Source organism: Longicatena caecimuris, from assembly GCF_004341945.1.
Classification (GTDB): domain Bacteria; phylum Bacillota_I; class Bacilli_A; order Erysipelotrichales; family Erysipelotrichaceae; genus Longicatena; species Longicatena caecimuris.
This window is the reverse complement of record NZ_SMBP01000023.1, coordinates 25,507-51,805: the sequence shown is the minus strand read 5'-3', so window position 1 is coordinate 51,805 and position 26,299 is coordinate 25,507. Positions and strand designations below refer to the sequence as shown.

General features: G+C 40.4%; 27 protein-coding genes, 1 other RNA gene and 1 other annotated feature. Of the genes, 24 read left to right on the top strand and 4 right to left on the bottom strand.

The window, feature by feature from the left end:
- Nucleotides 1-101 precede the first annotated feature (101 nt).
- Nucleotides 102-1,274: an AraC family transcriptional regulator gene (locus EDD61_RS11775; RefSeq protein WP_008690596.1), complete on the bottom strand. Its 1,173-nt coding sequence runs from the start codon at nt 1,272-1,274 to the stop codon at nt 102-104.
- Nucleotides 1,275-1,701: 427 nt separating this feature from the next.
- On the opposite strand from EDD61_RS11775, the gene agaB reads away from it, so the two are divergent.
- From agaB to EDD61_RS11755, 4 genes are all read left to right on the top strand, one after another.
- Nucleotides 1,702-2,178 carry a PTS galactosamine transporter subunit IIB gene (gene agaB / locus EDD61_RS11770; protein WP_008690597.1) on the top strand — a complete coding sequence of 159 codons (477 nt, stop codon included), beginning with the start codon at nt 1,702-1,704 and terminating at the stop codon, nt 2,176-2,178.
- 30 nt (nt 2,179-2,208) lie between these two features.
- Nucleotides 2,209-3,057 (top strand): PTS mannose/fructose/sorbose/N-acetylgalactosamine transporter subunit IIC, encoded by an 849-nt coding sequence (locus EDD61_RS11765; protein ID WP_008690598.1) that lies wholly within the window; start codon nt 2,209-2,211, stop codon nt 3,055-3,057.
- Nucleotides 3,047-3,916: a PTS system mannose/fructose/sorbose family transporter subunit IID gene (locus tag EDD61_RS11760; protein WP_008690600.1), complete on the top strand. Its 870-nt coding sequence runs from the start codon at nt 3,047-3,049 to the stop codon at nt 3,914-3,916. The genes EDD61_RS11765 and EDD61_RS11760 overlap by 11 nt, the downstream gene beginning before the upstream one ends.
- A gap of 348 nt (nt 3,917-4,264) precedes the next feature.
- Nucleotides 4,265-5,014 carry a hypothetical protein gene (locus tag EDD61_RS11755; RefSeq protein ID WP_132225541.1) on the top strand — a complete coding sequence of 250 codons (750 nt, stop codon included), beginning with the start codon at nt 4,265-4,267 and terminating at the stop codon, nt 5,012-5,014.
- Nucleotides 5,015-5,239: 225 nt separating this feature from the next.
- Here EDD61_RS11755 and EDD61_RS11750 read toward each other — a convergent pair whose 3' ends face one another.
- Both EDD61_RS11750 and EDD61_RS11745 read right to left on the bottom strand, forming a co-directional pair.
- Nucleotides 5,240-6,148 carry a PTS system mannose/fructose/sorbose family transporter subunit IID gene (locus EDD61_RS11750; RefSeq protein ID WP_008690606.1) on the bottom strand — a complete coding sequence of 303 codons (909 nt, stop codon included), beginning with the start codon at nt 6,146-6,148 and terminating at the stop codon, nt 5,240-5,242.
- Complete coding sequence (locus EDD61_RS11745) at nt 6,138-6,944, bottom strand: PTS sugar transporter subunit IIC (protein ID WP_008690607.1); 807 nt, start codon at nt 6,942-6,944, stop codon at nt 6,138-6,140. The genes EDD61_RS11750 and EDD61_RS11745 overlap by 11 nt, the downstream gene beginning before the upstream one ends.
- 256 nt (nt 6,945-7,200) lie before the next feature.
- Between EDD61_RS11745 and EDD61_RS11740 the strand changes: the two genes are divergently transcribed.
- Entirely contained in the window at nt 7,201-8,271 is a 1,071-nt protein-coding gene (locus EDD61_RS11740; protein WP_008690608.1) for a tyrosine-type recombinase/integrase, read from the top strand.
- Between the two features lie 40 nt (nt 8,272-8,311).
- Here EDD61_RS11740 and EDD61_RS11735 read toward each other — a convergent pair whose 3' ends face one another.
- Entirely contained in the window at nt 8,312-8,896 is a 585-nt protein-coding gene (locus EDD61_RS11735; RefSeq protein ID WP_132225539.1) for an ATP-dependent Clp protease proteolytic subunit, read from the bottom strand.
- Nucleotides 8,897-9,040: 144 nt separating this feature from the next.
- Here EDD61_RS11735 and EDD61_RS11730 point away from each other — a divergent pair, with 144 nt between their 5' ends.
- The 19 genes from EDD61_RS11730 (at nt 9,041) to EDD61_RS11640 (ending at nt 26,289) form a co-directional block, all read left to right on the top strand.
- Nucleotides 9,041-10,654, top strand: a complete 1,614-nt coding sequence (locus tag EDD61_RS11730) for a WG repeat-containing protein (protein WP_132225537.1) — start codon at nt 9,041-9,043, stop codon at nt 10,652-10,654.
- A 256-nt stretch (nt 10,655-10,910) separates the two neighbouring features.
- On the top strand, nt 10,911-11,924 hold the full coding sequence (gap, locus tag EDD61_RS11725) for a type I glyceraldehyde-3-phosphate dehydrogenase (RefSeq protein WP_008690611.1): 1,014 nt from the start codon (nt 10,911-10,913) through the stop codon (nt 11,922-11,924).
- 214 nt (nt 11,925-12,138) lie between these two features.
- Nucleotides 12,139-12,318 (top strand): hypothetical protein, encoded by a 180-nt coding sequence (locus EDD61_RS11720; protein WP_008978230.1) that lies wholly within the window; start codon nt 12,139-12,141, stop codon nt 12,316-12,318.
- A 33-nt stretch (nt 12,319-12,351) separates the two neighbouring features.
- Nucleotides 12,352-12,560 (top strand) — a binding site (T-box leader).
- A 35-nt stretch (nt 12,561-12,595) separates the two neighbouring features.
- Nucleotides 12,596-13,933: a cysteine--tRNA ligase gene (cysS, locus tag EDD61_RS11715; protein ID WP_132225535.1), complete on the top strand. Its 1,338-nt coding sequence runs from the start codon at nt 12,596-12,598 to the stop codon at nt 13,931-13,933.
- Nucleotides 13,933-14,319 carry a Mini-ribonuclease 3 gene (locus tag EDD61_RS11710; protein ID WP_008690617.1) on the top strand — a complete coding sequence of 129 codons (387 nt, stop codon included), beginning with the start codon at nt 13,933-13,935 and terminating at the stop codon, nt 14,317-14,319. The genes cysS and EDD61_RS11710 overlap by 1 nt, the downstream gene beginning before the upstream one ends.
- The gene (gene rlmB, locus EDD61_RS11705; RefSeq protein WP_008690618.1) at nt 14,316-15,038 is read left to right on the top strand and encodes a 23S rRNA (guanosine(2251)-2'-O)-methyltransferase RlmB; all 723 of its coding nucleotides are present in this window, start codon (nt 14,316-14,318) and stop codon (nt 15,036-15,038) included. The genes EDD61_RS11710 and rlmB overlap by 4 nt, the downstream gene beginning before the upstream one ends.
- A gap of 99 nt (nt 15,039-15,137) precedes the next feature.
- A complete protein-coding gene (locus tag EDD61_RS11700) occupies nt 15,138-15,734 on the top strand; it encodes an RNA polymerase sigma factor (protein WP_132225533.1) in 597 nt (198 codons plus the stop codon).
- Nucleotides 15,735-15,784: 50 nt separating this feature from the next.
- Nucleotides 15,785-15,934, top strand: coding sequence for a 50S ribosomal protein L33 (gene rpmG / locus EDD61_RS11695; RefSeq protein WP_008690620.1), 150 nt, complete (start codon nt 15,785-15,787; stop codon nt 15,932-15,934).
- An 11-nt stretch (nt 15,935-15,945) separates the two neighbouring features.
- On the top strand, nt 15,946-16,122 hold the full coding sequence (gene secE, locus EDD61_RS11690; protein WP_008690621.1) for a preprotein translocase subunit SecE: 177 nt from the start codon (nt 15,946-15,948) through the stop codon (nt 16,120-16,122).
- Between the two features lie 10 nt (nt 16,123-16,132).
- Nucleotides 16,133-16,684, top strand: coding sequence for a transcription termination/antitermination protein NusG (gene nusG / locus EDD61_RS11685; protein ID WP_008690622.1), 552 nt, complete (start codon nt 16,133-16,135; stop codon nt 16,682-16,684).
- Nucleotides 16,685-16,964: 280 nt separating this feature from the next.
- Nucleotides 16,965-17,156 (top strand): hypothetical protein, encoded by a 192-nt coding sequence (locus EDD61_RS11680; RefSeq protein WP_008690624.1) that lies wholly within the window; start codon nt 16,965-16,967, stop codon nt 17,154-17,156.
- A 57-nt stretch (nt 17,157-17,213) separates the two neighbouring features.
- On the top strand, nt 17,214-17,972 hold the full coding sequence (locus EDD61_RS11675) for an HAD-IIA family hydrolase (RefSeq protein ID WP_120173338.1): 759 nt from the start codon (nt 17,214-17,216) through the stop codon (nt 17,970-17,972).
- Between the two features lie 93 nt (nt 17,973-18,065).
- A complete protein-coding gene (gene eno, locus EDD61_RS11670; protein ID WP_008690626.1) occupies nt 18,066-19,364 on the top strand; it encodes a phosphopyruvate hydratase in 1,299 nt (432 codons plus the stop codon).
- 272 nt (nt 19,365-19,636) lie between these two features.
- A complete protein-coding gene (secG, locus tag EDD61_RS11665) occupies nt 19,637-19,867 on the top strand; it encodes a preprotein translocase subunit SecG (protein ID WP_008690627.1) in 231 nt (76 codons plus the stop codon).
- 196 nt (nt 19,868-20,063) lie between these two features.
- Nucleotides 20,064-22,181 (top strand): ribonuclease R, encoded by a 2,118-nt coding sequence (rnr, locus tag EDD61_RS11660; RefSeq protein ID WP_132225531.1) that lies wholly within the window; start codon nt 20,064-20,066, stop codon nt 22,179-22,181.
- 44 nt (nt 22,182-22,225) lie between these two features.
- Nucleotides 22,226-22,684, top strand: a complete 459-nt coding sequence (gene smpB / locus EDD61_RS11655; protein WP_008978234.1) for an SsrA-binding protein SmpB — start codon at nt 22,226-22,228, stop codon at nt 22,682-22,684.
- A gap of 50 nt (nt 22,685-22,734) precedes the next feature.
- Nucleotides 22,735-23,115: a transfer-messenger RNA gene (gene ssrA, locus EDD61_RS11650) on the top strand.
- A 1,071-nt stretch (nt 23,116-24,186) separates the two neighbouring features.
- Nucleotides 24,187-24,465 (top strand): excisionase, encoded by a 279-nt coding sequence (locus EDD61_RS11645; RefSeq protein WP_009270622.1) that lies wholly within the window; start codon nt 24,187-24,189, stop codon nt 24,463-24,465.
- A 12-nt stretch (nt 24,466-24,477) separates the two neighbouring features.
- Nucleotides 24,478-26,289, top strand: a complete 1,812-nt coding sequence (locus EDD61_RS11640; RefSeq protein ID WP_132225529.1) for a DNA primase family protein — start codon at nt 24,478-24,480, stop codon at nt 26,287-26,289.
- Nucleotides 26,290-26,299 lie beyond the last annotated feature (10 nt).

The following is a 26,299-nucleotide window of genomic DNA, read 5'->3' as shown; positions in this document are numbered from 1 at the left end:
AAAATAAGAGATGTTTTTTCAGAACAAAGCATAGAAAAAAGAGGTGTAACCTCATAGACTTGTCAATTCAGTCTATTTCGTTACAGCCTCTTTTTCATGCTTTAATTGTAAATGGTTTTTGCATAATCCGTTGGTGTAATACCAAATTGTTGTTTGAATTTGCGAGAAAAATAATGAATTGAGGTAAATCCCAACATACTGGATATCTCACTGATCGTATATACACTCTCTTTGATCAATAGTTTGCTTTTCTTTAATTTTAAATCACTGATATATTGTTTAGGTGCCGTTCCTAAGTTGTTTTTAAATAACGTTTGCAGACTGGAACGTGATATGGAGAAACGATTACAAATTTCTTCAATGGTTAATTGTTCATAAATCGTATCGTTGATATAAATGACAATTTCATTCAGTAATTCATTTTCAAAGCGCTGCTGCATAGGGGTAGATGCTACCGGAGAACTGGATAAGAAATCATATTGGAGGATTTTAATCAATAATTCTTTTATATAACAAATCATCAATTCACTGTCATAAAGCATTTCATTATTAGAAACCTTGATGAAATTATTCAGGGCATTGTGAATATCACGATGAGCGTGATAAACACGATTTGTAATTAAATAAGAATCCGGAATGTCCATATCAAAGAGGATCGTTAAGTAACTGCATGACTGGGCATCTCCTGTTTTTTGTGTGTGAAACTGTCCCGGCGCATATAAAATCAGATCCATTTCGTCTAAACGATATTCTTCATCATCAACAGTTGTTGCTAGTTCTCCATTATCAATAAAAGTGAGTTCCCAATAATTATGTTGTTCACCGGGAAAGGTGTAGCTGGCATTGCGGACCTGATAGTAATAACCAAGAATTTCTTTTACTGAAAAGGTTGGAATGATAGGTTCATAACTGATAGGATTTCCATCATATGTTTTTACATAGGTCTTTTTCGCTTTAAAATCAGTTTCTAATTCAACCTTGGAAGTCTGGGTGATCGTGATGAAATTAAACTTCACACCTTTTTTTATTTTAATAAAGCGGTGGATGACAAAACGTTCAAATTCTTCTGCTTTTTCATCTTTGCTGACTACGAGCATGACGATACCCGATAATACCTTCACATACACATCACTATTATATGTATAATAAGATGTGAATTCTTTATCCTTCAATTTTAATACAGAGTGTGTCATTTTGATGCTTTGACGGCGAGTCAAATCATTTACGATTTCCCCATATTTGTTAAAAATAAAACTAGTTGTTTTGTTAAACATGAGAAGTTCACCTCTTTTATGAATAGTATAGCAAATTTTGCGCATCCAGAAAAGAAATTAATGAGAAAAGAATATGGATAAAAATGTGAGAGAAACTCGCCTGTTTTATGTAAGTGTTTACATTATGTGATAATCGATGAATAAAATGTCATATGTCAATTACTTTTATCACATTTTTTCCCAAAAGTAAGTACGTATGTAAATTTTTGCGAAATGTATGGATATTTCTGATTATTTGCATTAATTAGTAGATGAAAATGGGCGTAATTGCTAAAAAGTGCAAAATCACTAATAAAAAGTGTAAAGAAATCACATCCATTTTGGCATAAAATCTAAGTGAACTGAAAGGGTTTACGTAGCGCATTCACCTCATCATGAAGCGCTGCCGCTAGTTCATGTTTAAACAGATAGAAAGGAGAGAGCAAACATGCCAGATATCGTTTTAACACGAATCGACAACCGTCTGATTCACGGACAGGTTGCAACACAGTGGTGTGGAGTCGTTGGAGCTAACTTATTATTAGTGGCAAACGATGCCGTAGCAGGTGATGAATTCCGTCAGGGTCTGATGAATATGGCTGCACCAGCTTATGCACAGACAAGATACTTCAGTATCGAAAAGACAATCAACATCATCGGTAAAGCTAGCCCACAGCAGCACATCGCTATCATCTGTGAAACTCCACAGGATGTACTAAGATTAGTAGAGGGTGGAGTTCCTATTAAGAAAGTAAACATTGGAAACATGCACATGGCAGAAGGTAAACGTCAGGTTGCTACTTCTGTTGCTGTCAATGATGACGATGTTGCAACTTTCAAAAAACTGCAGGACTTGGGTGTTGAACTGGAAATCAAACGAGTTCCAGATATTGCTGCAGAACCAATTGATAAATTATTTAAATAAGAATTCGCTTAAACAGAAGGGAGATTTATCATGGATATTATTCAAATTATCTTGTTGGCAGTCGTAACCTTTATCTTTGCGATTGACCAATTCTCTCTGACTGAAACACTGTATCGTCCAATTATCTCTTGTACTATTATCGGTGCAATCTTAGGTAATATGGAAATCGGTCTTTTAGTTGGTGGAACGTATGAAATCATGGTTATCGGTAACATGCCAGTTGGTGGAGCTCAGCCACCTAACGTAATCATCGCTGGTGTTGCCGGATGTATCTTAGCTATCAAAGCTAACATGGAAGTTAATGCTGCTTTAGGTACAGCTGTTATCTTCTCAATCTTCGGTCAGTATGTTGTTACTTTAGTATTTACATTCATGGCTGGTCTTATGTCAAAAGCTGATAAAGCAGCTGCAGAAGCAAATCCTAAGGGAATTGCACAGGTTAACTACATTTCAATGGTAATCCTGGGAACACTGTTCGCTGTTATTTCTATCCTGTGCTATGTTGGTGGAACAGCTATGGCTGACACTCTGCAGCAGATTGCTACAGATTACTCTTGGTTTACAGCAGGTTTAACAGCTGCTGGTGGTATGATGAAGTTTGTCGGTTTCGCTATCCTGATGAAGATCATGATGGCAAGCGATCTGTGGGGCTTCCTGCTTGCAGGTTTCGCTTCTGCAATCATCTTAAGCTACATCCCTACAGGCTTTGCATTTAATGCAGAAGCTGGTAGTGTAGCTGCTAGTGGAACAATGAGTGGTGTTGCATTATTATTGCTGGCATTCATTGGTATCTGTATCGCAATTTACGACTTCATGATCAATATTAAGATTAAAGAAAATGCTGGTAGCAATGCAGGAGGTATGAGTGATGGAATCTAATACAATGACAACATATAAAGATCTTACACCTGCTCCTAAAGTTGACAAAAAAACATTAAATAAAATGGTTTGGATGTCTACCATGCTGCAGGCAAGTTTCAACTATGAAAGAATGCAGTCCAGTGGATGGCTGTGGGCTATGTTACCTGGTTTGCAGAAAATTCATACAAACAAAGATGACTTAGCTGCATCTATGACACACAATATGGACTTCATTAATACACACCCTTACTTGGTAACCTTCGTAATGGGTATTGTATTATCAATGGAACAGCAGAAGATGGATATTCAGACAATTCGTTCTGTACGTATCTCTACTGCAGCTCCATTAGGTGGTATCGGTGACGCATTGTTCTGGTATACATTTGTACCTATCGTTGCCGGTGTTACAGCTATCCAGGCACAGAATGGAAATATCTTAGGACCAATTCTGTTCTTCGTTATCGTATTCGGTGCACAGATGGCTTTACGTTTCGCTTTGATGTACTGGTCTTATAACTTAGGTATGTCAGCTGTAGCTTCTTTAACAAAACATGCGAAAGAATTTACACATGCTGCATCTGTTATGGGTATCTTCATCGTTGGTGCTTTGATTTCTAACATGGGTTCTACTTCTTTAGAAATCGTCTTCTCTTCAGGCGGATTAACTACAAATGTACAGGGTCAGCTAGACTCTATCCTGCCTAAAGTAATTCCTTTGGCATTAACTTTAATGTGCTATGCTCTGTTGAAGAAAAAATGGACACCAATCAAATGTATCGTTCTGCTGTTAGTAATCGGTATCGTAGGATGTATGTTTGGTGTATGGGCAACTGGTGGTGCTTATACGGCATTAATTCCAGTTCCTTGGCACGCATAAAATAGTAATATTGCTCTCTCAAACCTTAAAACAGGTACAATTGATATCTGTATGCAGGTCATCCACTTGGGTGACCTGTTTTTTCATTCCGATGTTAATGTAGAGGGAAGATGTTCCTATATGTATTAGGTTATCGTAAGTTATGAAGATGGTTCTGTTTCATTAAAGGTAATAAAAAAACCTTTTGATTTCTTTTGAATCAAAAGGAGGTGTCAAAATGAATTGACTACATTATCACACACAGTTACTATACACTTATAGTTGTGAAATTGTAAATATACGATTCGAAAAAAGTCGAAATATTTGTGATTCATGCTATAATGAAAACAATAAAGTAGAGGTGTTATTATGAGTGCCGCAAGTATCATTATCATAATCTGTGGCGGTGTTGCCTGGTTTACCTATCGGCGCATCAAACAGTTTCCTATCATCGCCATACAGGGAGCATTTCAAAGAGCAGATTACCAGCATGCCTTAGAACTCTTAAATGGCGCTGGTGCTGAGAAATTATTATCCCCCTTGGAAAAAGATCGTTTACTGATGAAAGCTTATTTTATGGCAGGCAAAAAGAACGAATTTTTAGAACAGATTGCAAAGATTGCCCACACACAATATAAAAAAGGAGATCCAGCAAGTGTATTAGAACCTTGGTATTACCACAGTTTACGATGCAAGCATACGGAGTTTGCGAATGCCTACCAACAAGCATTGCATGCGTGTGCTGATGAACAAACCTTGCAAATAGCAGATCTCGCCTATCAAATATTATTAGAGAACAGTCTGCATGATATTACTGCCCTTGATGAATACATCTGCAAGATACGAAGTGCTGATTTCCATGCCGGTTTATTATATTATTTAAAAGGTAAATTATGCTTTCATGAAAATGCCATCGAAGAAGCATTGCATGCTTTCGATAATGCATTATTTAATTTTGAAACGGCTGAATCTTATCTATTTTATGATGATGCCAAACAGTATATTGATACTTATGGAAATTCCTCCTATTTGCATTATGGAAAAGCTGATGTAGCACTTCATACCGATATTGATATGGTAGAAAGATATCGTATGGTTCCTAAAAAAGATGCTAAATAGTTCTCTTACCACCTACATCAATGGAAAAGACATAGAATTGACGTATCTTACTAAGGTGCGTTTTTTCTTTTTGTTTCAACGTATTGAGTTCACTATGCAACATCGTAAGAAAGAATAAAGCCCGTTCTTGGCATGAGAAAAGGCCATTCTTGCGAATGACCTTTAAACTCAAATGTAGATAGAGTTATTAGTTTGAGAGAGCACCATCTACTATTTTAATTTAGATTAAGCAACTACATTCCAAGGTACTGGTACTAATGGTGTGTAATCGCCACCCCAGATACCGAAGATAGCTCCAACGATACCGATAACCAAGAATAAACCGATACATTTTGTAGGAGTCCAGTTTTTCTTCTTGATCAAGAAGTAGCACATCAAAGTGAACAGTAATGGAATTAAGCAAGGCAGGATCTTATCTAAGTATTCCTGAATGTTAATGAATACGTCAACCATAGTTTTTCCGTCTTCAGCAACAGTCTGTCCGTTAGGGATAGAGATACCTAAGTGAGTTCCGCCACCATAGTTAGAAATCAAAGCACCTACAACGAATACACCAAGCAGAGAAGCTGCATGAGTGAATTCTTTTGCATGAGCAGTCATCATAGATACAGCTTTTGTACCTAAGTTATAAGACCAGTACATTAAACCATAACGCAATGCCATTTCAGCACCAAATGCGATGATGAAGTACAGGATTGGTCCCATCATGTTGCCGTCGATTGCCATGTTAGCAGTCATACCAGCAGTGATAGGAATCAGTGTATACCAGAACAATGCGTCACCGATACCACCTAATGGAGCTGCAGTAGAGATACGTACAGAACGGATTGTCTGAATATCCATTTTCTGCTGTTCCATAGAAAGAACCATACCCATAACGAATGTTACTGCGAATGGGTGAGTGTTCAAGAAGTCCATGTTGTGTGTCATGGATGCAGCTAAATCATCTTTGTTTGTATGAATTTTCTGCAAACCTGGTAACATAGCCCACAGCCATCCAGCTGATTGCATTCTTTCATAGTTGAAAGCTGCCTGCAGCTGCATAGAGCGCCATACCATTTTATTTAATGTTTTGTTATCGACTCTGGCAGCAGGGGTAGTGTCTTTATAAGTTGTCATAGCATTAGATTCCATCACTCATACCTCCCATTCCGCTTCCAGCGTTTTCTTTAATTTTTGATGTTGTTAAGAAGTCATTCAATGCAATAGCGATACCGATGAATGCAACTAAGATCAGAGCAGCTGATGAAGTTGCAGGAATGTTTCCAAGGATCAATGCGAATGCGAAACCTGCAAGCAGGTAGCCCCACAAATCGTTAGAAAGCATAATTTTCAGCAGGATTGCGAAACCAACGAAACGCATCATACCACCGGCAGCACCTAAACCACCCATGAACCAGCTAGCGTTCTTAGAGATTTCAGTCAATGTATCTGACATACCAACTCCAGCACTATAAGCAACGATTGCGATTAATGCAAACAATCCGCCTAAACCAGCCATAGAGATGTTCAATACAGCAGTAATTCCTTTAGGATTAGCTTCAGCAGCAGCTTTGTCAGCTTTAGCCATTAATCCAGACATGATAGTGAACATTACAGTTACTACATACTGTCCGAAAGTAGCGAAGATCATACAAGCACCTAATGCAGCGTTTGTATCCATGTGTGCCTTAACCGCGAAGATCATAGCAACAACGCTACCTAATACGGCGTTAGGTGGCTGAGCTCCACCAACTGGCATGTTACCGATCATCATCAACTCGTAAGTACCACCGATAATAAGACCCATGTTTACATCTCCAAGGATCAGACCGATGATAGGACAAGCGATAATTGGACGGTATACGATTTCTGTTAATGAGAACTGGTCAATTGCAAAGATGAACGTTACAATGGCCAGCAGTACACATTCAATAATATTGAAGTCCATAAGTTTCTCCTTCCATTATTTAATTTTTCATTAAATAACACTTTTGTAATAAATTCTTGTTAAATTATTATTTAAGTAATTTATGAATGAGGTATAAAAAGTAAAAAATGGCTTGAAATTAAGGGATATTATGATTTTTATAGACTTGTGAAAGTGTTAGCTACGTGTTAGTAACGCTATAAGAAAGCGTTGCTTTCATGTGCATAACATAGTAAGGTTAATATGTAAAGGGAATAAGTATAAGAAGGTGTTGAAGATGAGCGGTAACTATGGCATCAAAAAGGCGAATGGCATGGGGAGTGTCTATCGCCTGCAAGGAAACCGACGAAAACCATGGGTCGCTTGTGTAACCATTTCATTGCGTCACAGCAATGATGCTGGTTATAAACAAAAGCGCAAGATCATTGGGTATTACGAAACACAGGAGATGGCGGAATTTTCACTTTGGAACTATAACAAGAATCCGGTATTATTTGAGGAAATTCAAAAGCTTGGGACAATTACGTTTGAAACGATTTATCAGGAATGGTCAAGTATGAAGTTTCGCTGTATCTCACAAAATGCCATCAATGGCTATAAGGCAGCGTATGCCAAATGTGAACCCATCTGGCATTGCAAGTTATCAGAGTTAAAGACCATTCACTTTCAGCGAATCATGGATGAAAGTGAATTATCTGTGGCTAGTGATCTGAAATTAAAATCACTGATGGTTTTAGTATGCGAATATGCCGTACAAAACGATATCATAAACAAGAATTATGCAAAATATGTCACGATCAATAAGAAAGAACGACCACCGGAAATTCATAAGCCGTTTAGTGAAAAAGAGATTGAGGTATTGTTTGCACATGATAATATACCGTTTGTGGATACGATTCTGATTATGATCTACACGGGATTTCGGGTCAGCGAATTGTTTCAGATCAAGACCAAAGATGTTGATTTACAGAATTTGACAATCCGCGGTGGGAATAAAACGGAAGCCGGTAAAAATCGTGTCGTACCAATTCATGAGCGGATCCAGGATTATGTATTAAACTATTACAATATGGGAAATGAATATCTAATTTGTGATTTAGAAACAGGGGCGAAGATCAATTACCATGCCTATCGTAACAATTACTTCGATAAGATCATGAATATGCTGGATATGAATCATTTGCCTCATGATTGTCGCCATACCTTTGCGACAAGGCTGTCAAACTTTGGTGCGAATGCGACAAGTATCAAGCGCTTGATTGGTCATACCTCCTATGCGACAACAGAAAAAATCTATACGCATAAGGATATTGGTCAATTGCGAAGGGCTATTTTCTCCTTAAAATAATGTTAGCTACATGTTAGCTATCCAACAAAAACGACTCTCTTTAATGAGAGCCGTTTTCTATGACGGTATCAATTAAGCCATAAGCCTTTGCGCTTATCGCATCCATATAATAATCACGGTCACAATCTATCTTAATGGTGGCAATAGGTTGTCCACACTGACTGCTTAAAATATGATATAAGCGTTGTTTCAATTGATTGATATGTTGCGCGGCGATTTCCATATCCTTTGCCTGCCCTTGCATACCGCCAAGCGGCTGATGAATCATAATTTCAGCATTTTGTAAGGCACTGCGTTTTCCTTTTTCACCTGCACATAGTAAAACTGCTGCCATACTGGCACACATACCCATGCCAATTGTGGCAATTTCACAGGAAATGTACTTCATCACATCATAAATGGCTAAACCGGCACTGACACTTCCTCCAGGTGAATTGATATACATTTGAATCGGATCTTTACTGATACTTGCCAAATATAACAGCTGCGCACAAATACTGCTGCTCATGGCATCATCAATTTCCCCTGTTAATATGATAATACGCTCTTTTAATAAGCAAGAATATAAGTCATATACACGTTCACTTGCGGCATTGCGTTCAATGATGGTAGGAACGATCACCATAACATCACTCCAATCTGTCTGTATATAAGTATGCGCGAAGCAAAAGGTTTAATACTTTTTCCTTATACTTTCTTAAATCCATATGGAAATGTAAAACGTCGCAGAAGGAAATGTGCTACAATGAACAAAAGGAGAAAAGCGGGTATGAAGAAAATAGGGATGTGTTTTTTAAGTTTGTTATTGTTGTGTGGCTGTCAACAGCATAGTACAAAACAAAAGCAGGTAAAGCAAAAGGATACCATCGTTTTGGGATATGTGAACAGTGATGGATATATGAAAGTGAAGCAAAAGGGGAAATATGGCTTTATGAATAAGCAAAAACAAGTGATGATTCCTTGTGAATATGATTTGATAACACAGGAAAAAGACGTGTATATTGCGCAAAAAGATGGCAAGTATGGCGTGATTGATAAACAGAATCAAATCTTGTTGCCTTTAAAATATGAACGTATTCTTTATGCTTATGATAGTGGATATTTCTTTGCTCGGAAACAGGAAAAGACGATGGTGTTTGATAAGGATGGCCAGAAACATAAAACGATAGATGCACGTTTGGTGAAACAATCATTCCACGATCCGATTGTATGGATGAAGCAGGGGAATAAAAGTGCCATCTTTGATACGAAGGGTAATCAAAAAACAAAGTTCCTGTATGATAAGATAAAGCGTTTTCCGGATATTCAAACCTATGAGAAACATGCGTATACGATAGGGTATAAGAATGGATTGGCCGCTATCTTGAATGAAGAAGGAAAACCATGCAGTGCATTTGTGTATGAGCAGCTGCGTCCTTTGAATTACGGTTCTTTCAATGATAAATTTAGTGGGTATTATCAGGCAGTGCGTGATGGGAAAAGTGGCATCATCAATACACGTGGAGATGTCGTTGTGCAGTTTCTATATGATGCCTGTGATAAGGATGCGGATGGAAATCTCTTTCATGCTTTCGATTATATAGAGGGTGTCGGCTTTCAAGTGGTGAAGGATGGTCATTATGGCATCCTAACATTACAAGGAAAGACCTTAATTCCTTGTGTTGCACGTGTGCAAAAGGATGCTTCTATGAAGGTTATCGGAACCGATGAAAAAGACTTTTGGGTGGATAAAGAAGATACGACAGCGTATTTTACTAAGGAAGGCAAAGCATATTTGGAAGTGAAAGGTCATGGAGATGGTTTTCAAAATGGGTATGCCATTGTGCGTGAGGCAGGGCTTAGCCGGGTGATCAATGAAAAAGGGGAAACGCTAAAGCAGGGGAAGGCGCATGATGAAATGTCACGCGTTGGCAGGCTGTTTCAGCATTGTACACATGCGGTATGTACGCTGTACGATATGAAGGGAGAAAAGGTGCTGCAAGGAGATGTGGATGAAAGCTTTGTGTATTTGGATGGTGAACCGGAAGGGGTACTGGTGAAGGAATCGCCTTTGACGGAAGGAATTCATACAACATCAACCGTATACGATTTGCAAGGCAAGAAGCGAACACAGTTTGCGGGCATTAGCAGTGGATCTATGTATGGAGTCTTATATAAAAATCATTTTGCTTTCTTTACACGCCAGGGCTATGGCAAAACAGGAAAGATGGGATTGCTGAGCATGGATGGCAAGCATGAAATCACACCACGTTATGCTGCGATTGGGGAACAGGATGATTATTATATCGGACGTTATGCGGATGGGCGCAGTGAATTGATTGAGAAAGATACATTGACCATCATTTTGCAGATGGATAAGGATGTAGAACTTTCTTTGACGTAGACGATATATTTACGAATAGTTGTATTTAACGATGTATGGAAATGAAAAAACACAAGCTTTTATGTGCATATCCACTTGTCCATTTCCATGTTTTCAAGGTTAGCGAAGAATGTAAAGGCTTGCAGAAATGGGAATTTTGTAACAAGCAGAAAAAGCTTGGGAAGGGCTGTAAAAAAGTGTATAAGTGAAAGAATTGTCAATTGACAAGAGAAAGGATAATACGTATAATAAGGGTGTTAAAAGGAGGACTTTGAAGATGACAGTAAAAGTTGCTATTAATGGATTCGGACGTATCGGACGTCTGGCATTCAGACAAATGTTTGGAGCTGAAGGATATGAAGTAGTTGCAATCAACGACTTAACTTCTCCTGATATGCTGGCTCACTTATTAAAATACGACTCAACACAGGGACGTTATGAAAAAGCTGATACAGTAGTAGCTGGTGAAAAATCAATCACAGTTGATGGAAAAGAAATCACTATCTATGCTGAAGCTGATGCTAAAAACCTGCCTTGGGGAGAATTAGGTGTTGACGTAGTATTAGAATGTACAGGATTCTATACATCAAAAGCGAAAGCAATGGCTCACATCGAAGCTGGTGCTCGTAAAGTTGTTATCTCTGCTCCTGCAGGAAATGACTTACCTACAGTTGTTTACAACACAAACCACGATGTATTGAAACCAGAAGATACAGTTATCTCTGCTGCTTCTTGTACAACAAACTGCTTAGCTCCTATGGCAAAAGCATTAAATGACTTAGCTCCTATCCAGAGCGGTATCATGTCAACCATTCACGCTTACACTGGTGATCAGATGACATTAGACGGACCTCAGAGAAAAGGTGACAAACGTCGTTCTCGTGCAGCTGCAGTAAACATCGTACCTAACTCTACAGGTGCTGCAAAAGCTATCGGTTTGGTAATCCCTGAACTGAACGGTAAATTAATCGGTTCTGCTCAGCGTGTTCCAACTCCTACAGGATCAACTACTATCTTAGTTGCTGTTGTTAAGGGTAAAGTTACGGTTGATGAAATCAACGCTGCTATGAAAGCTGCTGCTAACGAATCTTTCGGTTACAACACTGACCCAATCGTATCTAGCGATATCATCGGTATGCGTTTTGGATCTCTGTTCGATGCTACTCAGACAATGGCTATCGAAATGGAAGATGGAAATACTCAGGTACAGGTTGTATCTTGGTATGATAACGAAAACTCTTACACTAGCCAGATGGTTAGAACAATCAAATACTTCTCTGAATTAGCTTAATTCAAGTATTGTAAGAACTTAAATAGGATTGTGGCTTAATGCTGCAGTCCTTTTTTGCTGTCTTCCTTTTTTTACACATATGAGCCTAGCTTGTCTACTGGTGATTTCGTCTTAGAGCTCTATGAAAACCATGATAAATATTATAAATGTTGAGGAAAGCACTTTTTAAATATTGTGAAAAGGTGTAAACTATAAGCATTCGGAGGTGAGATGGATGGCATTACGCACGAAATTAAATACCAATGATGAAGGAGAAACAAACGAACTTGATGATTTGGATGAACTTGATGCTGTCTATGTGAATAAACTAAAAGAAAGCAGCATCCAAGAAGATCTATTGGAACAGTTCAAAGATATTACGAAGCTTTTAGATGAACAAAAAGGGAAGAGTTAGTATTGAACTCTGGCCTTAAGCTTGTTATACTATAAAAAACTGATGACAAAGGATGAGTACTTGATACCATTGTGGCATAGCGATTTCTGGATGGTGGAAGCAGAAAGCATAAGGTAACAGGGAATGCCCCTTTGAGGGATTTTTCGATAAGTAGAAAAATACGTGCCACGGCGTTATACGTGAAGAGTGGAAAAGCATATTTCAAGCAAAGTGGAACCGCGTCTAAGATAGGCGTCTTTGCAGTCGAAGTGCTTTTTTTATTGCTAGGAGGTAAGTTATGAAGCTATTCAATAGTATGAATCAGACGATCGAAGAGTTTAAACCAATCCATGAACATGAGGTCAATATGTACGTATGTGGCCCTACCGTATATAATTATCCTCATATAGGAAATGCCCGCCCCATCGTTGTTTTTGACACACTGAAAAGAACGTTTCAGGCATTAGGATATAAGGTGAAAATGGTGTCAAATTATACCGACGTAGATGATAAAATCATCAAAGTCGCAAAAGAATGTGGAGTTAGTGAAAAAGAGATTACGGAAAAATTTATCAAAGCCTATAACGATGATCGTCTGGCATTGCATGCCATGATGCCAGATGCAGCGCCAAGGGTTACAGAAACGATGGATGCCATTATTGCCTTTATTGAACTGTTAGTGAAAAAAGGTCATGCCTATGAAATTGATGGAGATGTGTATTTTCGTGTCAACAGTGTGGAAAGCTATGGGAAGCTGTCAAATCAACAAATCGATGATTTGATGGTGGGAGCGCGTATCGATGAAAACAGCAAGAAAGAAAATCCTTTGGATTTCACCTTGTGGAAACGTACGGATGAGGGCATTCAATGGAATTCCCCATGGTCCGTTGGAAGACCTGGCTGGCATACAGAGTGTGTTGTCATGATCAATAAGGAATTTCATGGAGAGCATACGATTGATATTCACGGCGGTGGTATGGATCTGAAATTCCCGCATCATGAAAATGAGATTGCACAATCAAGAGCGGCTTATGAAACACCGATTGCGAACTATTGGATTCACAATGGAATGGTGAATATCGACGGTGAAAAAATGAGTAAGTCACTAGGAAATGTCATTTGGGCTAAAGACATGATTGAAAAGATTGGCGGCAATGTATTACGCTGGGTATTCTTATCGGCACACTATCGCAGCCCTCTGAATATTAACGAAGAGGCCATTGAGACAGCGAAGAAGGAATTGCAAAAGGTACAGACTTCTTTAAAACAGGCGTATGTAAAGCTAGCTCTTGCGGATGTGGAGATTACAGATGAAGCAGAAGATACTTTGCTTACCCCATTCATGGATGCAATGCAGGATGATATGAATACGCCAAATGCCTTTGCAGCTTTGTTTGAGACAGTGAAAGTCTTAAATCAGACGATTCGCCAGCGGGAAGTTGATTTGACTTTCTTGCAAAGAATTGTCAAAACAGTGGAAACGATGTTGGATGTGTTAGGAATTGAAAATAACCGCTTGATCTTATCCGATGAGGATAAAGAATTGCATCACAAGTGGAAAGCTGCAGTGAAGGAAAAAGATTTTGCTATGGCCGATGACTATCGTGCGCGCCTTATCGAAAAGGGTATTCTGTAATGGAAATACAGGAGTATAATGGCACTTCCTTGGCTTACATGGGAGATGCTGTGATGTCACTGTATGTAAGAGAGCTGCTATTATCGAAAGGTTATCAGAAATCCAAAGACTTACAAAAATTCAGTGAGGCATGGGTCAGTGCCAAAGCACAGGCAGGATTTTTGAATCAATTAGAAACCGAGGGCTTTTTTACAGAAGAAGAATGGGCTATTGTCTTACGTGGCAGAAATACCAATCCTAAAAGTAAGGCAAAAAATGCGGATGTTATCACTTATCGCAAAGCTACCGGCTTAGAAGCTGTTTTTGGCTGGCTGTATCTGATGAAAAAAGAAGAACGGCTTTTACAGCTATGGCAACGCATTGTTGCATTAGGAGATGTAAAATGACACAATATGTATATGGTAAAAATGTAGTAAAACAGTTGCTGCAGGAGGATAAAAAAATCTATGAGATCCTGATGGCAGAAGGTATGCGAGACACAGCTTTAGAAAAGCTTATCAAGGAGCATAAGATCACATGTAAGATTTTACCGCGTAAAAAAATGGATGGTATGTTACAGGGAAATCATCAGGGAATCGCTGCAAAAATTGATGACTATAAGACATATGAATTATTGGAATTGTTAGAAAGCATACCCAAAGGTAAAATGCCTTTGTTTGTGATGTTGGATGGTTTGGAAGATCCCCATAATTTGGGAGCAATCTTGCGTACCTGTGATTGTGTTGGGGTGGATGGTGTCATTATTGGTAAACATCGCAATGTTGGCTTAACCCCGACGGTGGCAAAAGTCAGTACCGGAGCCATTGATACGGTAAAGGTCGCCATGGTGACAAACCTGGCACAATCCATTAAATATTTAAAGAAACAGGGGTTTTGGATTGTTGGTACTGATTTCGAAAATTCTCGCGATTATCGCGAAGGGCAATACGATGTACCACTCGTAATAGTTGTGGGTAGTGAAGGCTTTGGCATCAGTTCTTTGGTAAAGAAAAACTGTGATTATTGTGTACGACTTCCTATGGAAGGGGTTGTAACCAGTTTGAATGCCAGCGTTGCCTGCGGCATTTTGTTGTATGAAATCTACAACCAAAGACATCCTTTATAAATACTTACTTCAATAGCATGCAGGAAGAAGTATGTCCTATTGTATATCGTATATGATAAATAACGTAATCCTTTTCCATGCTCTCACGAGGAGGGTATTATGGAAAACACCAATCGTAAAAATGATTATGAGCTTCTTTATATGTATCGGCAAATGGAAGATGTCGCATTGCATCTTTTCATACAGAACTATAGCGTAAAAGTTTGGCGAATGATTCATCAGCATAGCACTGGGATGAATCAGCGAAATCGTGAAGAGTTATATCAATTGTGCATGATTAAACTTGCAGAAGCAATTGACTCCTATCAGATGGATAAACAAAGCTCCTTTGCTACTTATTACATGAAAATTGTGAAGCATGTAATTCTTGATTATGTGAAAAAGCAAGCGCGCTATCAGAGTCATATAGATGAATTTACTATGTTATATGGATTTGAAGTCTGTGATGAAAGTGGTCATTATCTCAGGGAAGGTACTGAAGCATTTCCACATGCTAAAAAAGAACTGCAGAATGAACAATTGCGACAGCTGTTAAGCGAATCAAAAGTTATTCTTAAAGAGAGGGAATATCAAATCCTTGCTATGCGTATGCAGGGATATACTTATAAAGAAATTGCGGAAAAGATGCATTTATCGCGTAATACTATAGATTATATGGTGCGAAAACTGCGTAAGCAAAAAGATGGAATTGACTAAGACAAGACTTTATGATAAAGTTAATAAGCAAAGAAAGAGGTGTTTTTTTCATGAGCGATAAAGTAATTCTCACCTGCACCGAATGTCTTTCTCGAAACTATACAACTACAAAAAACAAGAAAACGCATAATGAGCGTATTGAATTGAAAAAGTTTTGTAAGAAGTGTGGCAAGCATACGATACATAAAGAAACAAAATAAGGAGGTTTCTTATGAAGTGGTTCAGTATTAATGGTATTTTAACCGAAATGAAACGAATTCGCTGGCCGAAGGGCAAAGATTTGGCAAAAGACAGTGCGACGGTCATCGCATTTACAGCTGTTTTAGGATTGTTTTTCTTCCTATGTCAGGTTGCATCATCCGGCTTTTTGAAATTAATTGGAATGTAGGAGGCAAGACATGGCAGAAGAACAGAAAAAACAATGGTATGTGGTAAATACATATGCCGGACATGAAAACCGTGTTAAGGAAAATCTGGAGCGTCGTGTTGAAACCATGGGCTTGCAGGATTTTCTGTTTCGCATCGTTGTAGCAGAGGAAAAAGAGATCGAATATAAAAATGGCAAAGAAGTTGAAAAGACCAAAAATCCTTTCAGCGGCTATTTATTCGTAGAAATGATCATGACAGATGAGGCATGGTATATTGTGCGTAACACACCGGGAGTTACCGGATTTATCGGATCCAGTGGTGGTGGAGCTAAGCCTTTCCCAGTTGCCGAAGATGAAATGGAAGCAATTCTGCGTCGTCTTGGCATGAGTGAGCGTAAAGTACAGATCGACTTTGCTGTAGGAGATCGTGTTCGTATCTTAAGTGGTGCTTTTGCGAATTCCGAAGGAACGGTGGAAGAGTTACACGAGGATTCCCAAACAGCTATCGTCTTATTGATTTTATTTGGACGTGAAACGCCAACTGAAATCAGTTATGGTGACTTAGAAAAAGTAGAGCTGTAAAACAGATGTAAATAGTCTTGAAACCAATCTGGTTTTGAGGCTTTTTTTATTTGGATGAAAATGGCTTTGTTGTATAACAAAGCGGATAAACATGCAAAGCAAAACATAAGATGTCAGCCGTTTATAATAAGTGAATCACAATATATGGGTAGTATATGATACGGTTTAAAGATGGTAACCTGTTGATAAATTTGATAAAAACATAAAAAAATGGTTTTCTTCCGCAATCTGACAAAATTAGCAGGAATGTCTTTCTATACTGTAAGCAGGAAGTGATAATATGAGGGAACGCATTGGAATCATTCTGGGTATCAGTGGCATCCTTCTGCTGATTGAGCCAAGCATCAATCAACAGCAATTATATGGTTACCTTTCTTACATAGCAGAACACTACTGGCCGGTAGGACTGATTCTTGCAGGTATGATTCTAATCAATCCAGGAAAACGAAAAACACGCAGCAGAAACAGATAACGCTTGCTTTCCCAGTAGGATATGCTTTACTATTATGGGTAAGAAAGCAGGGATAAGATGAAGAAAACGTATTTAATTGATCTCGATGGAACAATGTATCGGGGAACTTTATTGATCGAAGGTGCTATGCACTTCGTTCATGAATTAATCAAACGCAAGGAAGAATTTTACTTTTTAACGAATAATGCCAAACGCACAAAACGCCAAAATGTAGAACATATGGAACGCATGGGATATTGCGGTATCAAGGAAGAACATTTTTTCACTAGTGCTATGGCTGCAGCTATCTATGCCCGTAAGCATTATGAAGGCAGAAAAGCATATTATATCGGACAGGATGGTTTACGAGAAGCTCTGGAGGATGAAGGGTTTACCATAGATGATACAAACGCTGATTTTGTTTTTGTCGGCTTAGATACTTCCGGAACTTATGAAAAATATTCCAAAGCTTTAAAGCTGCTTTTAAATGGCGCCAAGCTGATTGGGACAAATGATGATCGCATACTGGCACAGCCGGATGGTTTTTCCATTGGAAATGGTTCTGTTGTGGCTATGTTTGAATATGCAACACAACAAAAAAGTCCCAAAATTGGTAAGCCTCATGATACGATTTTGGAAGAAGCTTTAGACTTTTTACATAAAAAGAAAGAGGATGTGATACTCATCGGTGATAATCTGGAAACAGATATTCTGTTAGGTGTACGCAATCAGGTTGAAACCATTTTTGTGACAACCGGCGTTCATCAAAGAGAGGATATTGATCGATTAGGCATTCATCCTACGCATATCGTAGATGATTTACAGGAATTGTTATAGAAATATGTGAAATTTAGTTAGATTGAGCAAACTTCTTTCTTTATACAGTTCCTGGTGTTATACTGAGAATAGATAATAAAGGAGGACAAAATTATGTCTGTTATTGTTGATGTACACGCAAGAGAAGTTCTCGATTCTCGAGGAAATCCTACCATAGAAGTTGAGGTGGAAACGGTCAGTGGAGCATTTGGCCGTGCCATTGTACCAAGCGGTGCCAGCACCGGAGAGCGTGAAGCCTTAGAGTTACGCGATGGTGATAAGAATCGCTTTAATGGCAAAGGTGTCATGACTGCCGTAAACAATGTGAATGAAATCTTGGCAGATGTGGTGATTGGTTTGGATGTTACTGATCAGGCGGCAATTGATAAAGCTTTGATTGAAGCTGATGGTACAAAGGATAAGTCTAAATATGGTGCAAATGCCATCCTAGGTATTTCCTTAGCGGTTGCCCATGCTGCGGCTAACTTTTATGGATTGCCATTATATCGTTACTTAGGCGGTATTCATGCGAAAACATTGCCAGTGCCAATGATGAATGTCTTAAATGGAGGAAGTCATGCGGATTCTTCGGTAGATTTCCAGGAGTTTATGATTATGCCGGTTGGTGCTAAAAGTATGAAAGAGGCAATTCAAATGGGTGCTGAAACTTTCCATGCCTTGAAAAAAGTATTAAAGGAAAAAGGCCAAGTAACAGCTGTTGGTGATGAAGGTGGTTTCGCACCGAATCTGGAAGATAACGAAGCGCCATTGAAAGCTATTATGGAGGCAATCAAAGCTGCTGGTTATAAGGCCGGAGAAGATATTTGCATTGCTATGGATGTTGCGGCTAGTGAATTCTACAACACGGAAACGAAAATGTATGATTTGAAAAAATCAGGTCAGGGTTCTAAAACAACCGATGAGATGATTGCCTGGTATGATGAACTGGTAGAAAAATATCCGATTATTTCGATTGAAGATGGCTTAGGCGAACGTGATTGGGATGGCTGGAAGAAACTGACGGAGCATTTAGGCAAGAAAATCCAGTTGGTTGGTGATGATTTATATGTAACAAATCCGGCAATCTTACAGGAAGGTATTGATAAAGATATCGCTAATTCCATTTTGATCAAGGTAAACCAGATTGGCACATTGACGGAAACCTTTGATGCTATGGAGCTGGCTAAGAAACATGGGTATACGGCAGTTGTATCCCATCGAAGCGGTGAAACTGAAGATACGACGATTGCCGATATTGCAGTGGCATTCAATGCCGGTCAGATTAAGACTGGTTCTATGTCAAGAACTGATCGTATTGCCAAATATAATCAATTGCTTCGTATTGAAGAAGAGTTGGGTGATGTAGCAGTATTTCCTGGGAAATCTGCCTTCTATAATATTTACAAACATTAAATAAGTACTTAATGGAACACTGCGAAAGGATATCATGAATTCTTAAACAGTGTTCCTTTCCTTTAAAGCGTTCTTAGATGGTATCTTATTGTAGTATCTGGTAGTTCATTACGTTCAAACAAGAAATGTGTGATATCACGTATGTGAGCATTTCTCATGAAACAATCTGCCCTTGCTTGGCATGTATCTTAAATATTTTCGAAACAATATTGTAATTATTATCATTGTTTGCTATACTAGTAAGGTATCGAGAAATAGGAAGGAGGACTATCATGGGCATTTTAGAAATACTATTAATGATTGCATCGGTCATTTTGATAATACTCTCCTTATTACAAAGCGGAAAGTCAGATGGTCTTGGAAGTGCATTTGGTGGAAGTGATGGATTGAATCTGTTTGCCAATGTCAAAGAAAGAGGATCTGAAAAAATCATATCTAATGTTACTATGGTAACAGGAATTATCTTTTTCGCTCTTGTTATAATTATCCGTATTTTAGACTAAGACCGTGCAAGGTCTTTTTTTATGAAGTAACGATACCTATACCATCCATATAAACTTAGTTGTTTCCTGAATGATGAAAGCGCCATCTGCATCCGCAAATTGTTAAGATCTAGATAAAATGCGCTATCATATTTATGAAATAAGCGTGGAATGGTATACTATAACTATAAGTTCATAATGAAAAGGAGGGCAAATAATGAGCAAAAAAGAAGAACTACTCGCCCTGATCAAACAAAACGATTATCGTGGTATGGATGTGAAACAATTATCCAGGATGATCCAAATGGAAGATAGTGTTGCCTTCACAGAATTGATGAAATTATTAAACGATTTGGAAGCTGCACGTATTATTGCCAGAGATGAGCGACATCGCTATTTCCTTAGTGAAAAACTAGGGTATGTGAGTGGTACGCTGCGTATAAATCCGAAAGGCTTTGGCTTTGTGGAAACAGCGGATGACAGTTACTATATAGCCAGAGAACGATTAGGTTTCGGTATGGATCGAGATGTTGTCTATGCCAGAACATGGACCAATAATGATAAAAGTGTAGAGGGTGAAGTGGTCGAAGTCATTTCACATAGTGTCACGCATATCGTGGGGGTAGTAAAAATCAAAGAAGGATCAAAGTATTTCTTACCTGATTCTTATTTAAACAATCGTAAAATCAAAATTACGAATTATGATGATTTTAAATTGGTGAATGATTCTAAAGTCCTGCTTCATATTGATAGTTATGGAACGGTTTTAAAATGTCATATTGAAAAGGAAATCGGTTATAAATATGATCCGGGGATTGATATTTTAAGTATCTTACTTGAAAAAGATATCGTTCCTGAATTCAATGAAAAAGTGAAAGCAGAAGTAGCTGGCATAAAAGAAGAAGTGGACGTAAACGAATTGAAGAATCGTGAGGATTTGCGTAAGCTGTTGACAATTACTATTGATGGGGAAGATGCCAGAGATTTAGATGACGCCATCAGTATTGAGAAGATAGAAAAAGGCTATCGTCTTTATGTGCATATTGCGGATGTTTCCCATTATGTACAAGAAAAAACGGCGCTTGATAAAGAGGCTTATCATCGGGGTACTTCAGTATATGTGGTAGATCGCGTCGTACCGATGTTGCCTCACGCGTTATGCAATGGCATTTGTTCCTTAAATCCCCATGTGGATCGCTTAACCATAACTTGTATGATGGAAATAGATCGTACAGGCAATGTAATGAATTATCGTATCTTTCCTAGTGTGATCAATAGCAATGAGCGAATGACCTATACGAATGTGAATAAGATATTATCCGGTGATGCTAAAACACAAAAAGCTTATCCTCATTTGTTAAAGATGTGCTTAGATATGAAGGTTTTGGCTGGAATCATTCGCAGACGCAGAGAAGGACTTGGCGCCATTGATTTTGATAGCAGAGAGGCTAAAATTCTGGTTGATGAAAAAGGGAAACCAAAAGATATCGTCTTACGTGAGCGTGGAGAAGCAGAGCGCATCATTGAAGATTTTATGATAGCGGCGAATGAAACTGTAGCCACGCATATGAAATGGCTGGAAACGCCATCGATGTATCGTATTCACGAAGCTCCTGAACCTAAGAAAATGCGGGAGTTTGCACGTATTGCGAAAACATTGGGATATACGTTTAAGGGAGGTATCCAAGACGTACATCCAAAACAGCTACAGGCTTTATTAGACGAAGCCAGAGGACAGGATAATTATTTCGTGTTATCCAGTTTCATGTTAAGAAGCATGCAGAAAGCGCGCTATGATAATCGTTGTTTGGGACATTTCGGACTGGGCTTAAAGGAGTATTTGCATTTTACATCACCGATTCGCCGCTATCCGGATTTGATTGTACATCGCATGCTGCGAAAATATATCTTTACATCATCAGAAGATGTAGATAAAATGAAGCAGGATGAACAATGGTGTGAACAGGCAGCTATCCAGGCAAGTGAGCGTGAGCGTAATGCTGTGGATGCCGAACGAGCCGTAGATGATATGAAAAAGGCTGAGTATATGGAAAACTATATCGGACAGCGTTTTGCAGGAGTCATCAGTGGTATTACTAAGTTTGGAATGTTTGTTGAGCTGGATAATACGGTAGAAGGCTTGGTGCATATCTCATCCATGGAAGATGATTATTATCATTATGATGAAGTGAGTCACAGTCTAATTGGTGAGCATACGGCAAATGTGTATCGCATGGGACAAAAAGTCCAGGTTAGATGTATTGATGCAAATCGGTTTAAACGTGAGGTTGATTTTGCATTGTTAACAAAAAAGAGGGGGAAAAGGGGCCGTTAAAGGCATATCTTTTGTTCCTTGACATAAACTAAAGAGGTGAAGCTATGACAGCTGGTAGAAAAGTAATCGTATTTAATCGGAAAGCATCCCACGAATATTTTCTGGAAGATCGTTTTGAGGCCGGTTTGGTGTTACAGGGTACGGAAATTAAAGCGATTCGTAAGGGGCATGCCCAGATCAAAGATGCATATATCAGTTTTACGAACAATGAGGCTTTTATCAAAGAAATGCATATCCCGGAATATGAATTCGGCAATCGTTTTAATCACGATGAAACGCGTATCCGTAAGCTGTTGCTGCATAAGAGTGAAATTATAAAGCTGCAACAAAAGGTGAAGTTAAAGGGCTATACGGTGATTCCTATTTCATTATATTTGGAAAAGGGAAAAGCTAAAATGGAAATTGCCTTAGCAAAAGGTAAAGATTTGCATGATAAGCGAAATGTTCAGAAAGAAAAAGATGCGAAACGTGAAATTGAAAAAGCTTTAAAAAACCAATATTAGGACAGTTGTAGTTTGCGGTATTTTGTGGTAAACTACAACTACCTAAAACCGGGGGTGTACTGGTTTCGACAGGGATACGCTTGGTACAGACGGCAGTCGAGTGGTTACGTAATAACCAATTAAATTTAAACGGAAAAACTAAATTAGCTAACATCTTTGGTGCAAACCAGAGAATGGCTTTTGCTGCTTAATAACCGACATAGGTTCGCAGCTGCCGCTAGTATGTTGTCTTTTGGCATACTAGATGAGCATCTCATTTACGAAGGATAAGGTTCAATTCTAGTTCAAGGGATTGATCACGAAAATAAATTGAACACCTTCAATAGGAGCTGTCCATTGTTACCTGTTGAATATTGGTAATGGACTAAACTGTAGATGTCTGTACGTGGGGCTGTTTCTGGACGCGAGTTCAACTCTCGCCACCTCCACCAAAAGAGGAAGCGTCGAACTCTTCTTCATCAAGAATGAGTTCGCGCTTGTGTATAGATTTGGGGATGCCCTTTAGGGCGTCCCCTTTTCGTTTTCCTGACGTCGTATTTTGCGTTTTAAGACGTTTTAAGCCCGAAGAGGTACTCGTCTACCCTTCGGGCTTTTTTGTGGCTTAAAACGGCTTTTAGGGCATTCTGAAGAGGATGTGGGAGCACAACCAGCAATCTCGCTTCGCTCGATGCGGAATTAGATTCCGAGTACACGGTGGGGAGGGCATGCGTTTCGGTGGTTTTTTGCATGTCACAACTTTTTGGCACAACTTTGTTGTGCCAGACATTTCCCGCAATTTCTCGGGGTTCCAACTTGATTGGCACAACAACACAACTTTTTTTAACCCTTACGTACGCGAGAAAAAATAAATATATAGCCTTTCATGTGCATATAGGTCATATAAATAAGACTTGAAAAATGTTGTGCAAGTTGTGCCAACCGCCGCGCAGCATCGAGAATATGCGGGAAAACCCCGGCACAACATGGTTTTGCAGTTTGTGCCACGGTTTGTGCAATCGAGCTGGAGCACCGATGGTTGTCGAAAAAAAGCCGGCACAACAAAGTTGTGCCAAAGTTTCGAGCTTCGACAATCCGCCCTTTTCTTCTGTACGACGATTTTTGAGACGAGCAATTTTTGTCGGTGTTTCCGCTCATTTATGGCGGGAAACAGCGTCGGACAAGCCCCTGACCTGCAATTATATGACGTTTACTATTGCTTTCCGTCATTTCATGTTGTATAATATTCATATATTCGCGACATGATTGCCGATGGATAGCGGCCGGGAAATACCGACGTGAGCCTATCTGAGACCGAGCCTTAGGCTCGGGAGGAAGCCGATGAGGGTCCGCCCTCGAAACTGCGTCGGTCTGACGAGCCGATGCGGGAGGCAACAGCGTCTACCCGTCCAAATAGGACGGCAATCGCACGAACGTGACGAGCGGCGAATCAGATTTCAGCTTGATTGCTGGATTCTGGTTCGCCGCTTTTTTGCGTTTATAGGCAGAAAAAAGGAGGTTGCTTTATGGCAAATGCAAAACAGAAGAAGGGGTTCACGAAGAAGATTCTCGGCGGGAGCGAGCTGACGATGGAGGAATACGCGGCCTACATCACGGCTCTGAAGGCGAAGCCGTTCCTGACGAGTGCCGAGGCGTCGACCCTGTTCGAAATAGGAATCGGGCGCGTGCGTTCGCTGATGAAGGCCGATGACGCGGACTTCGTAGTGATGACTGACACGATTCGAAGTCGCCGTATTCACCGCGAGACGTTCGAGAAATATCTGGTGTCTCACGGGATTCATTAAGGAGGTGAGGTTATGAGGCAAAAAGAAAACCGCCCCGGCGCTGGCGACGCTTACGGGACGGTACCTAACAACTGTATAAATGATATCACAGATATGTGCGAAAGTCAATCCATAGCGTACGACGACCTGCTTGAGGCCGTGACGCTGGCGTATCTGTCGGATATCGACACAGATTTGTCGCCTGATTTCTCGACCGTCAAGGTCGAGTTGCTTGAAATTACAAATGATTGCATCGAGAAGTACAACTTGGGGCGTCCGGATGAGAACGTGCCCCCGACCGCTAAGAAGAGCGAGCGTTATCCCGATGCGAAGAAACCGGAGGCGCGCTATCGCCGCCTGACGGCGCTCCACCCTTTGCAGATTGCGATTCTGATTAGGGAGTTGCACCACGGCGTGGGCATTCTTTGGAACAAGGCCGAGAACGAGGGGAACTTCGATATCGGAATCTACCAGACCGACGGCGAGAACGAGGGATGCTACGACACCCGAGATGAGACTCTGGAGCGCCTGATTCGCTCGTACGACAAAACGATGTCCTTGCGAGGCGTGGACGAGACGGTCGCAATCCTGCGTTCCATCTGCAAGCGGGTCGAGCGCTGTTCCGACCGTGATTTGATTCCGGTCAACAACGGAATCTTCGACTATGGGAGCAAGGTGCTCCTCGGTTTCGACCCGGAGTACGTGTTCACGAGCAAGTCGAAGGTCGATTTCGTCCCGAATGCCCAGAATCCGGTCATCCGCAACGATGACGACGGTACGGATTGGGATGTGGTCTCGTGGATGAACGAGCTTTCGGACGACCCTGAAGTCGTCGACCTGCTCTGGGAGGTCATGGGCGCGACGATTCGCCCCGCAGTGAGCTGGAACAAGACCGCATGGTTCTACTCCATGTCGGGCAACAACGGCAAGGGAACGCTGTGTACCCTAATTCGCAATCTCTGCGGTCGAGGGACTTGGGCCTCGGTGCCCCTGAAGGCGTTCTCCCAGCAGTTCATGCTGGAACCCCTCTGCCGTGTTTCCGCGATTATCACCGACGAGAACGACACGGGCACCTTCGTTGACGATGCGGCGGCGCTCAAGTCGGTAATCACGCATGACCCGTTCCAGATAAACCGCAAGTTCAAAGACCCGAGGACGCTCATGTTCCGTGGGTTCATGATTCAGTGTGTGAACGAGTTCCCGAAGCTCAAGGACAAGTCAGAGTCCATGTACAGGCGATTGCTCGTGATTCCGTTCGAGAAGCGATTCGAAGGGCACGAGCGCAAGTACATCAAGAACGACTACCTGCATCGCAGGGAGGTTCTTGAGTACGTGCTCTACCGCCTGCTCTACGAGACGGACTATTACGAGTTGAGCATCCCGCAGAGCTGCAAGGACATGCTGGCGGATTTCAAGACGTACAACGACCCGATTCGCCAGTTCTGCGAGGAGGTCCTTTCCGATGTTTCATGGGATTTGCTCCCGTGGGATTTCGCATACGACCTGTACTGCGCATGGATGCAGAAGAATCAGCCTTCGGGCCGCCCTATCGGCAAGTACGGGTTCAAGAAGGATTTGGCCGCCCTGCTCTCGCTCTGGCCCGAATGGTCGTGCACGGAGAACGCGGTGCGTTCGCAGGGGCACATGGATTGCGCGGAGCCGCTGATTCTCAAATACGAGCTTCGCAACTGGATGAATCACGACTACCGGGGAAGCGACCCGATGCGTGTATGTCAGCCCGAGGTGAAGGAGCGCTATCGCGGATTGCTTCGCGATAAGACGGCGGCGGTTCCGGCATACATGGTGTCCGGAGAAACGACCGCCAATGAAATGGAAAGCGAATAAGGAGGTAAAG

What these genes read in the sequence shown, in the direction of transcription:
- rlmB (WP_008690618.1), top strand. Translation starts at nt 14,316, where the DNA reads ATGACACAATATGTATATGGTAAAAATGTAGTAAAACAGTTGCTGCAG.
- agaB (WP_008690597.1), top strand. Translation starts at nt 1,702, where the DNA reads ATGCCAGATATCGTTTTAACACGAATCGACAACCGTCTGATTCACGGA.
- secE (WP_008690621.1), top strand. Translation starts at nt 15,946, where the DNA reads ATGAAGTGGTTCAGTATTAATGGTATTTTAACCGAAATGAAACGAATT.
- EDD61_RS11720 (WP_008978230.1), top strand. Translation starts at nt 12,139, where the DNA reads ATGGCATTACGCACGAAATTAAATACCAATGATGAAGGAGAAACAAAC.
- cysS (WP_132225535.1), top strand. Translation starts at nt 12,596, where the DNA reads ATGAAGCTATTCAATAGTATGAATCAGACGATCGAAGAGTTTAAACCA.
- EDD61_RS11755 (WP_132225541.1), top strand. Translation starts at nt 4,265, where the DNA reads ATGAGTGCCGCAAGTATCATTATCATAATCTGTGGCGGTGTTGCCTGG.
- EDD61_RS11640 (WP_132225529.1), top strand. Translation starts at nt 24,478, where the DNA reads ATGAGGCAAAAAGAAAACCGCCCCGGCGCTGGCGACGCTTACGGGACG.
- EDD61_RS11740 (WP_008690608.1), top strand. Translation starts at nt 7,201, where the DNA reads ATGAGCGGTAACTATGGCATCAAAAAGGCGAATGGCATGGGGAGTGTC.
- EDD61_RS11710 (WP_008690617.1), top strand. Translation starts at nt 13,933, where the DNA reads ATGGAAATACAGGAGTATAATGGCACTTCCTTGGCTTACATGGGAGAT.
- EDD61_RS11680 (WP_008690624.1), top strand. Translation starts at nt 16,965, where the DNA reads ATGAGGGAACGCATTGGAATCATTCTGGGTATCAGTGGCATCCTTCTG.
- nusG (WP_008690622.1), top strand. Translation starts at nt 16,133, where the DNA reads ATGGCAGAAGAACAGAAAAAACAATGGTATGTGGTAAATACATATGCC.
- EDD61_RS11700 (WP_132225533.1), top strand. Translation starts at nt 15,138, where the DNA reads ATGGAAAACACCAATCGTAAAAATGATTATGAGCTTCTTTATATGTAT.
- gap (WP_008690611.1), top strand. Translation starts at nt 10,911, where the DNA reads ATGACAGTAAAAGTTGCTATTAATGGATTCGGACGTATCGGACGTCTG.
- secG (WP_008690627.1), top strand. Translation starts at nt 19,637, where the DNA reads ATGGGCATTTTAGAAATACTATTAATGATTGCATCGGTCATTTTGATA.
- rnr (WP_132225531.1), top strand. Translation starts at nt 20,064, where the DNA reads ATGAGCAAAAAAGAAGAACTACTCGCCCTGATCAAACAAAACGATTAT.
- EDD61_RS11745 (WP_008690607.1), bottom strand. Translation starts at nt 6,944, where the DNA reads ATGGACTTCAATATTATTGAATGTGTACTGCTGGCCATTGTAACGTTC.
- eno (WP_008690626.1), top strand. Translation starts at nt 18,066, where the DNA reads ATGTCTGTTATTGTTGATGTACACGCAAGAGAAGTTCTCGATTCTCGA.
- EDD61_RS11675 (WP_120173338.1), top strand. Translation starts at nt 17,214, where the DNA reads ATGAAGAAAACGTATTTAATTGATCTCGATGGAACAATGTATCGGGGA.
- smpB (WP_008978234.1), top strand. Translation starts at nt 22,226, where the DNA reads ATGACAGCTGGTAGAAAAGTAATCGTATTTAATCGGAAAGCATCCCAC.
- EDD61_RS11775 (WP_008690596.1), bottom strand. Translation starts at nt 1,274, where the DNA reads ATGTTTAACAAAACAACTAGTTTTATTTTTAACAAATATGGGGAAATC.
- EDD61_RS11735 (WP_132225539.1), bottom strand. Translation starts at nt 8,896, where the DNA reads ATGGTGATCGTTCCTACCATCATTGAACGCAATGCCGCAAGTGAACGT.
- rpmG (WP_008690620.1), top strand. Translation starts at nt 15,785, where the DNA reads ATGAGCGATAAAGTAATTCTCACCTGCACCGAATGTCTTTCTCGAAAC.
- EDD61_RS11730 (WP_132225537.1), top strand. Translation starts at nt 9,041, where the DNA reads ATGAAGAAAATAGGGATGTGTTTTTTAAGTTTGTTATTGTTGTGTGGC.
- EDD61_RS11750 (WP_008690606.1), bottom strand. Translation starts at nt 6,148, where the DNA reads ATGGAATCTAATGCTATGACAACTTATAAAGACACTACCCCTGCTGCC.
- EDD61_RS11645 (WP_009270622.1), top strand. Translation starts at nt 24,187, where the DNA reads ATGGCAAATGCAAAACAGAAGAAGGGGTTCACGAAGAAGATTCTCGGC.
- EDD61_RS11765 (WP_008690598.1), top strand. Translation starts at nt 2,209, where the DNA reads ATGGATATTATTCAAATTATCTTGTTGGCAGTCGTAACCTTTATCTTT.
- EDD61_RS11760 (WP_008690600.1), top strand. Translation starts at nt 3,047, where the DNA reads ATGGAATCTAATACAATGACAACATATAAAGATCTTACACCTGCTCCT.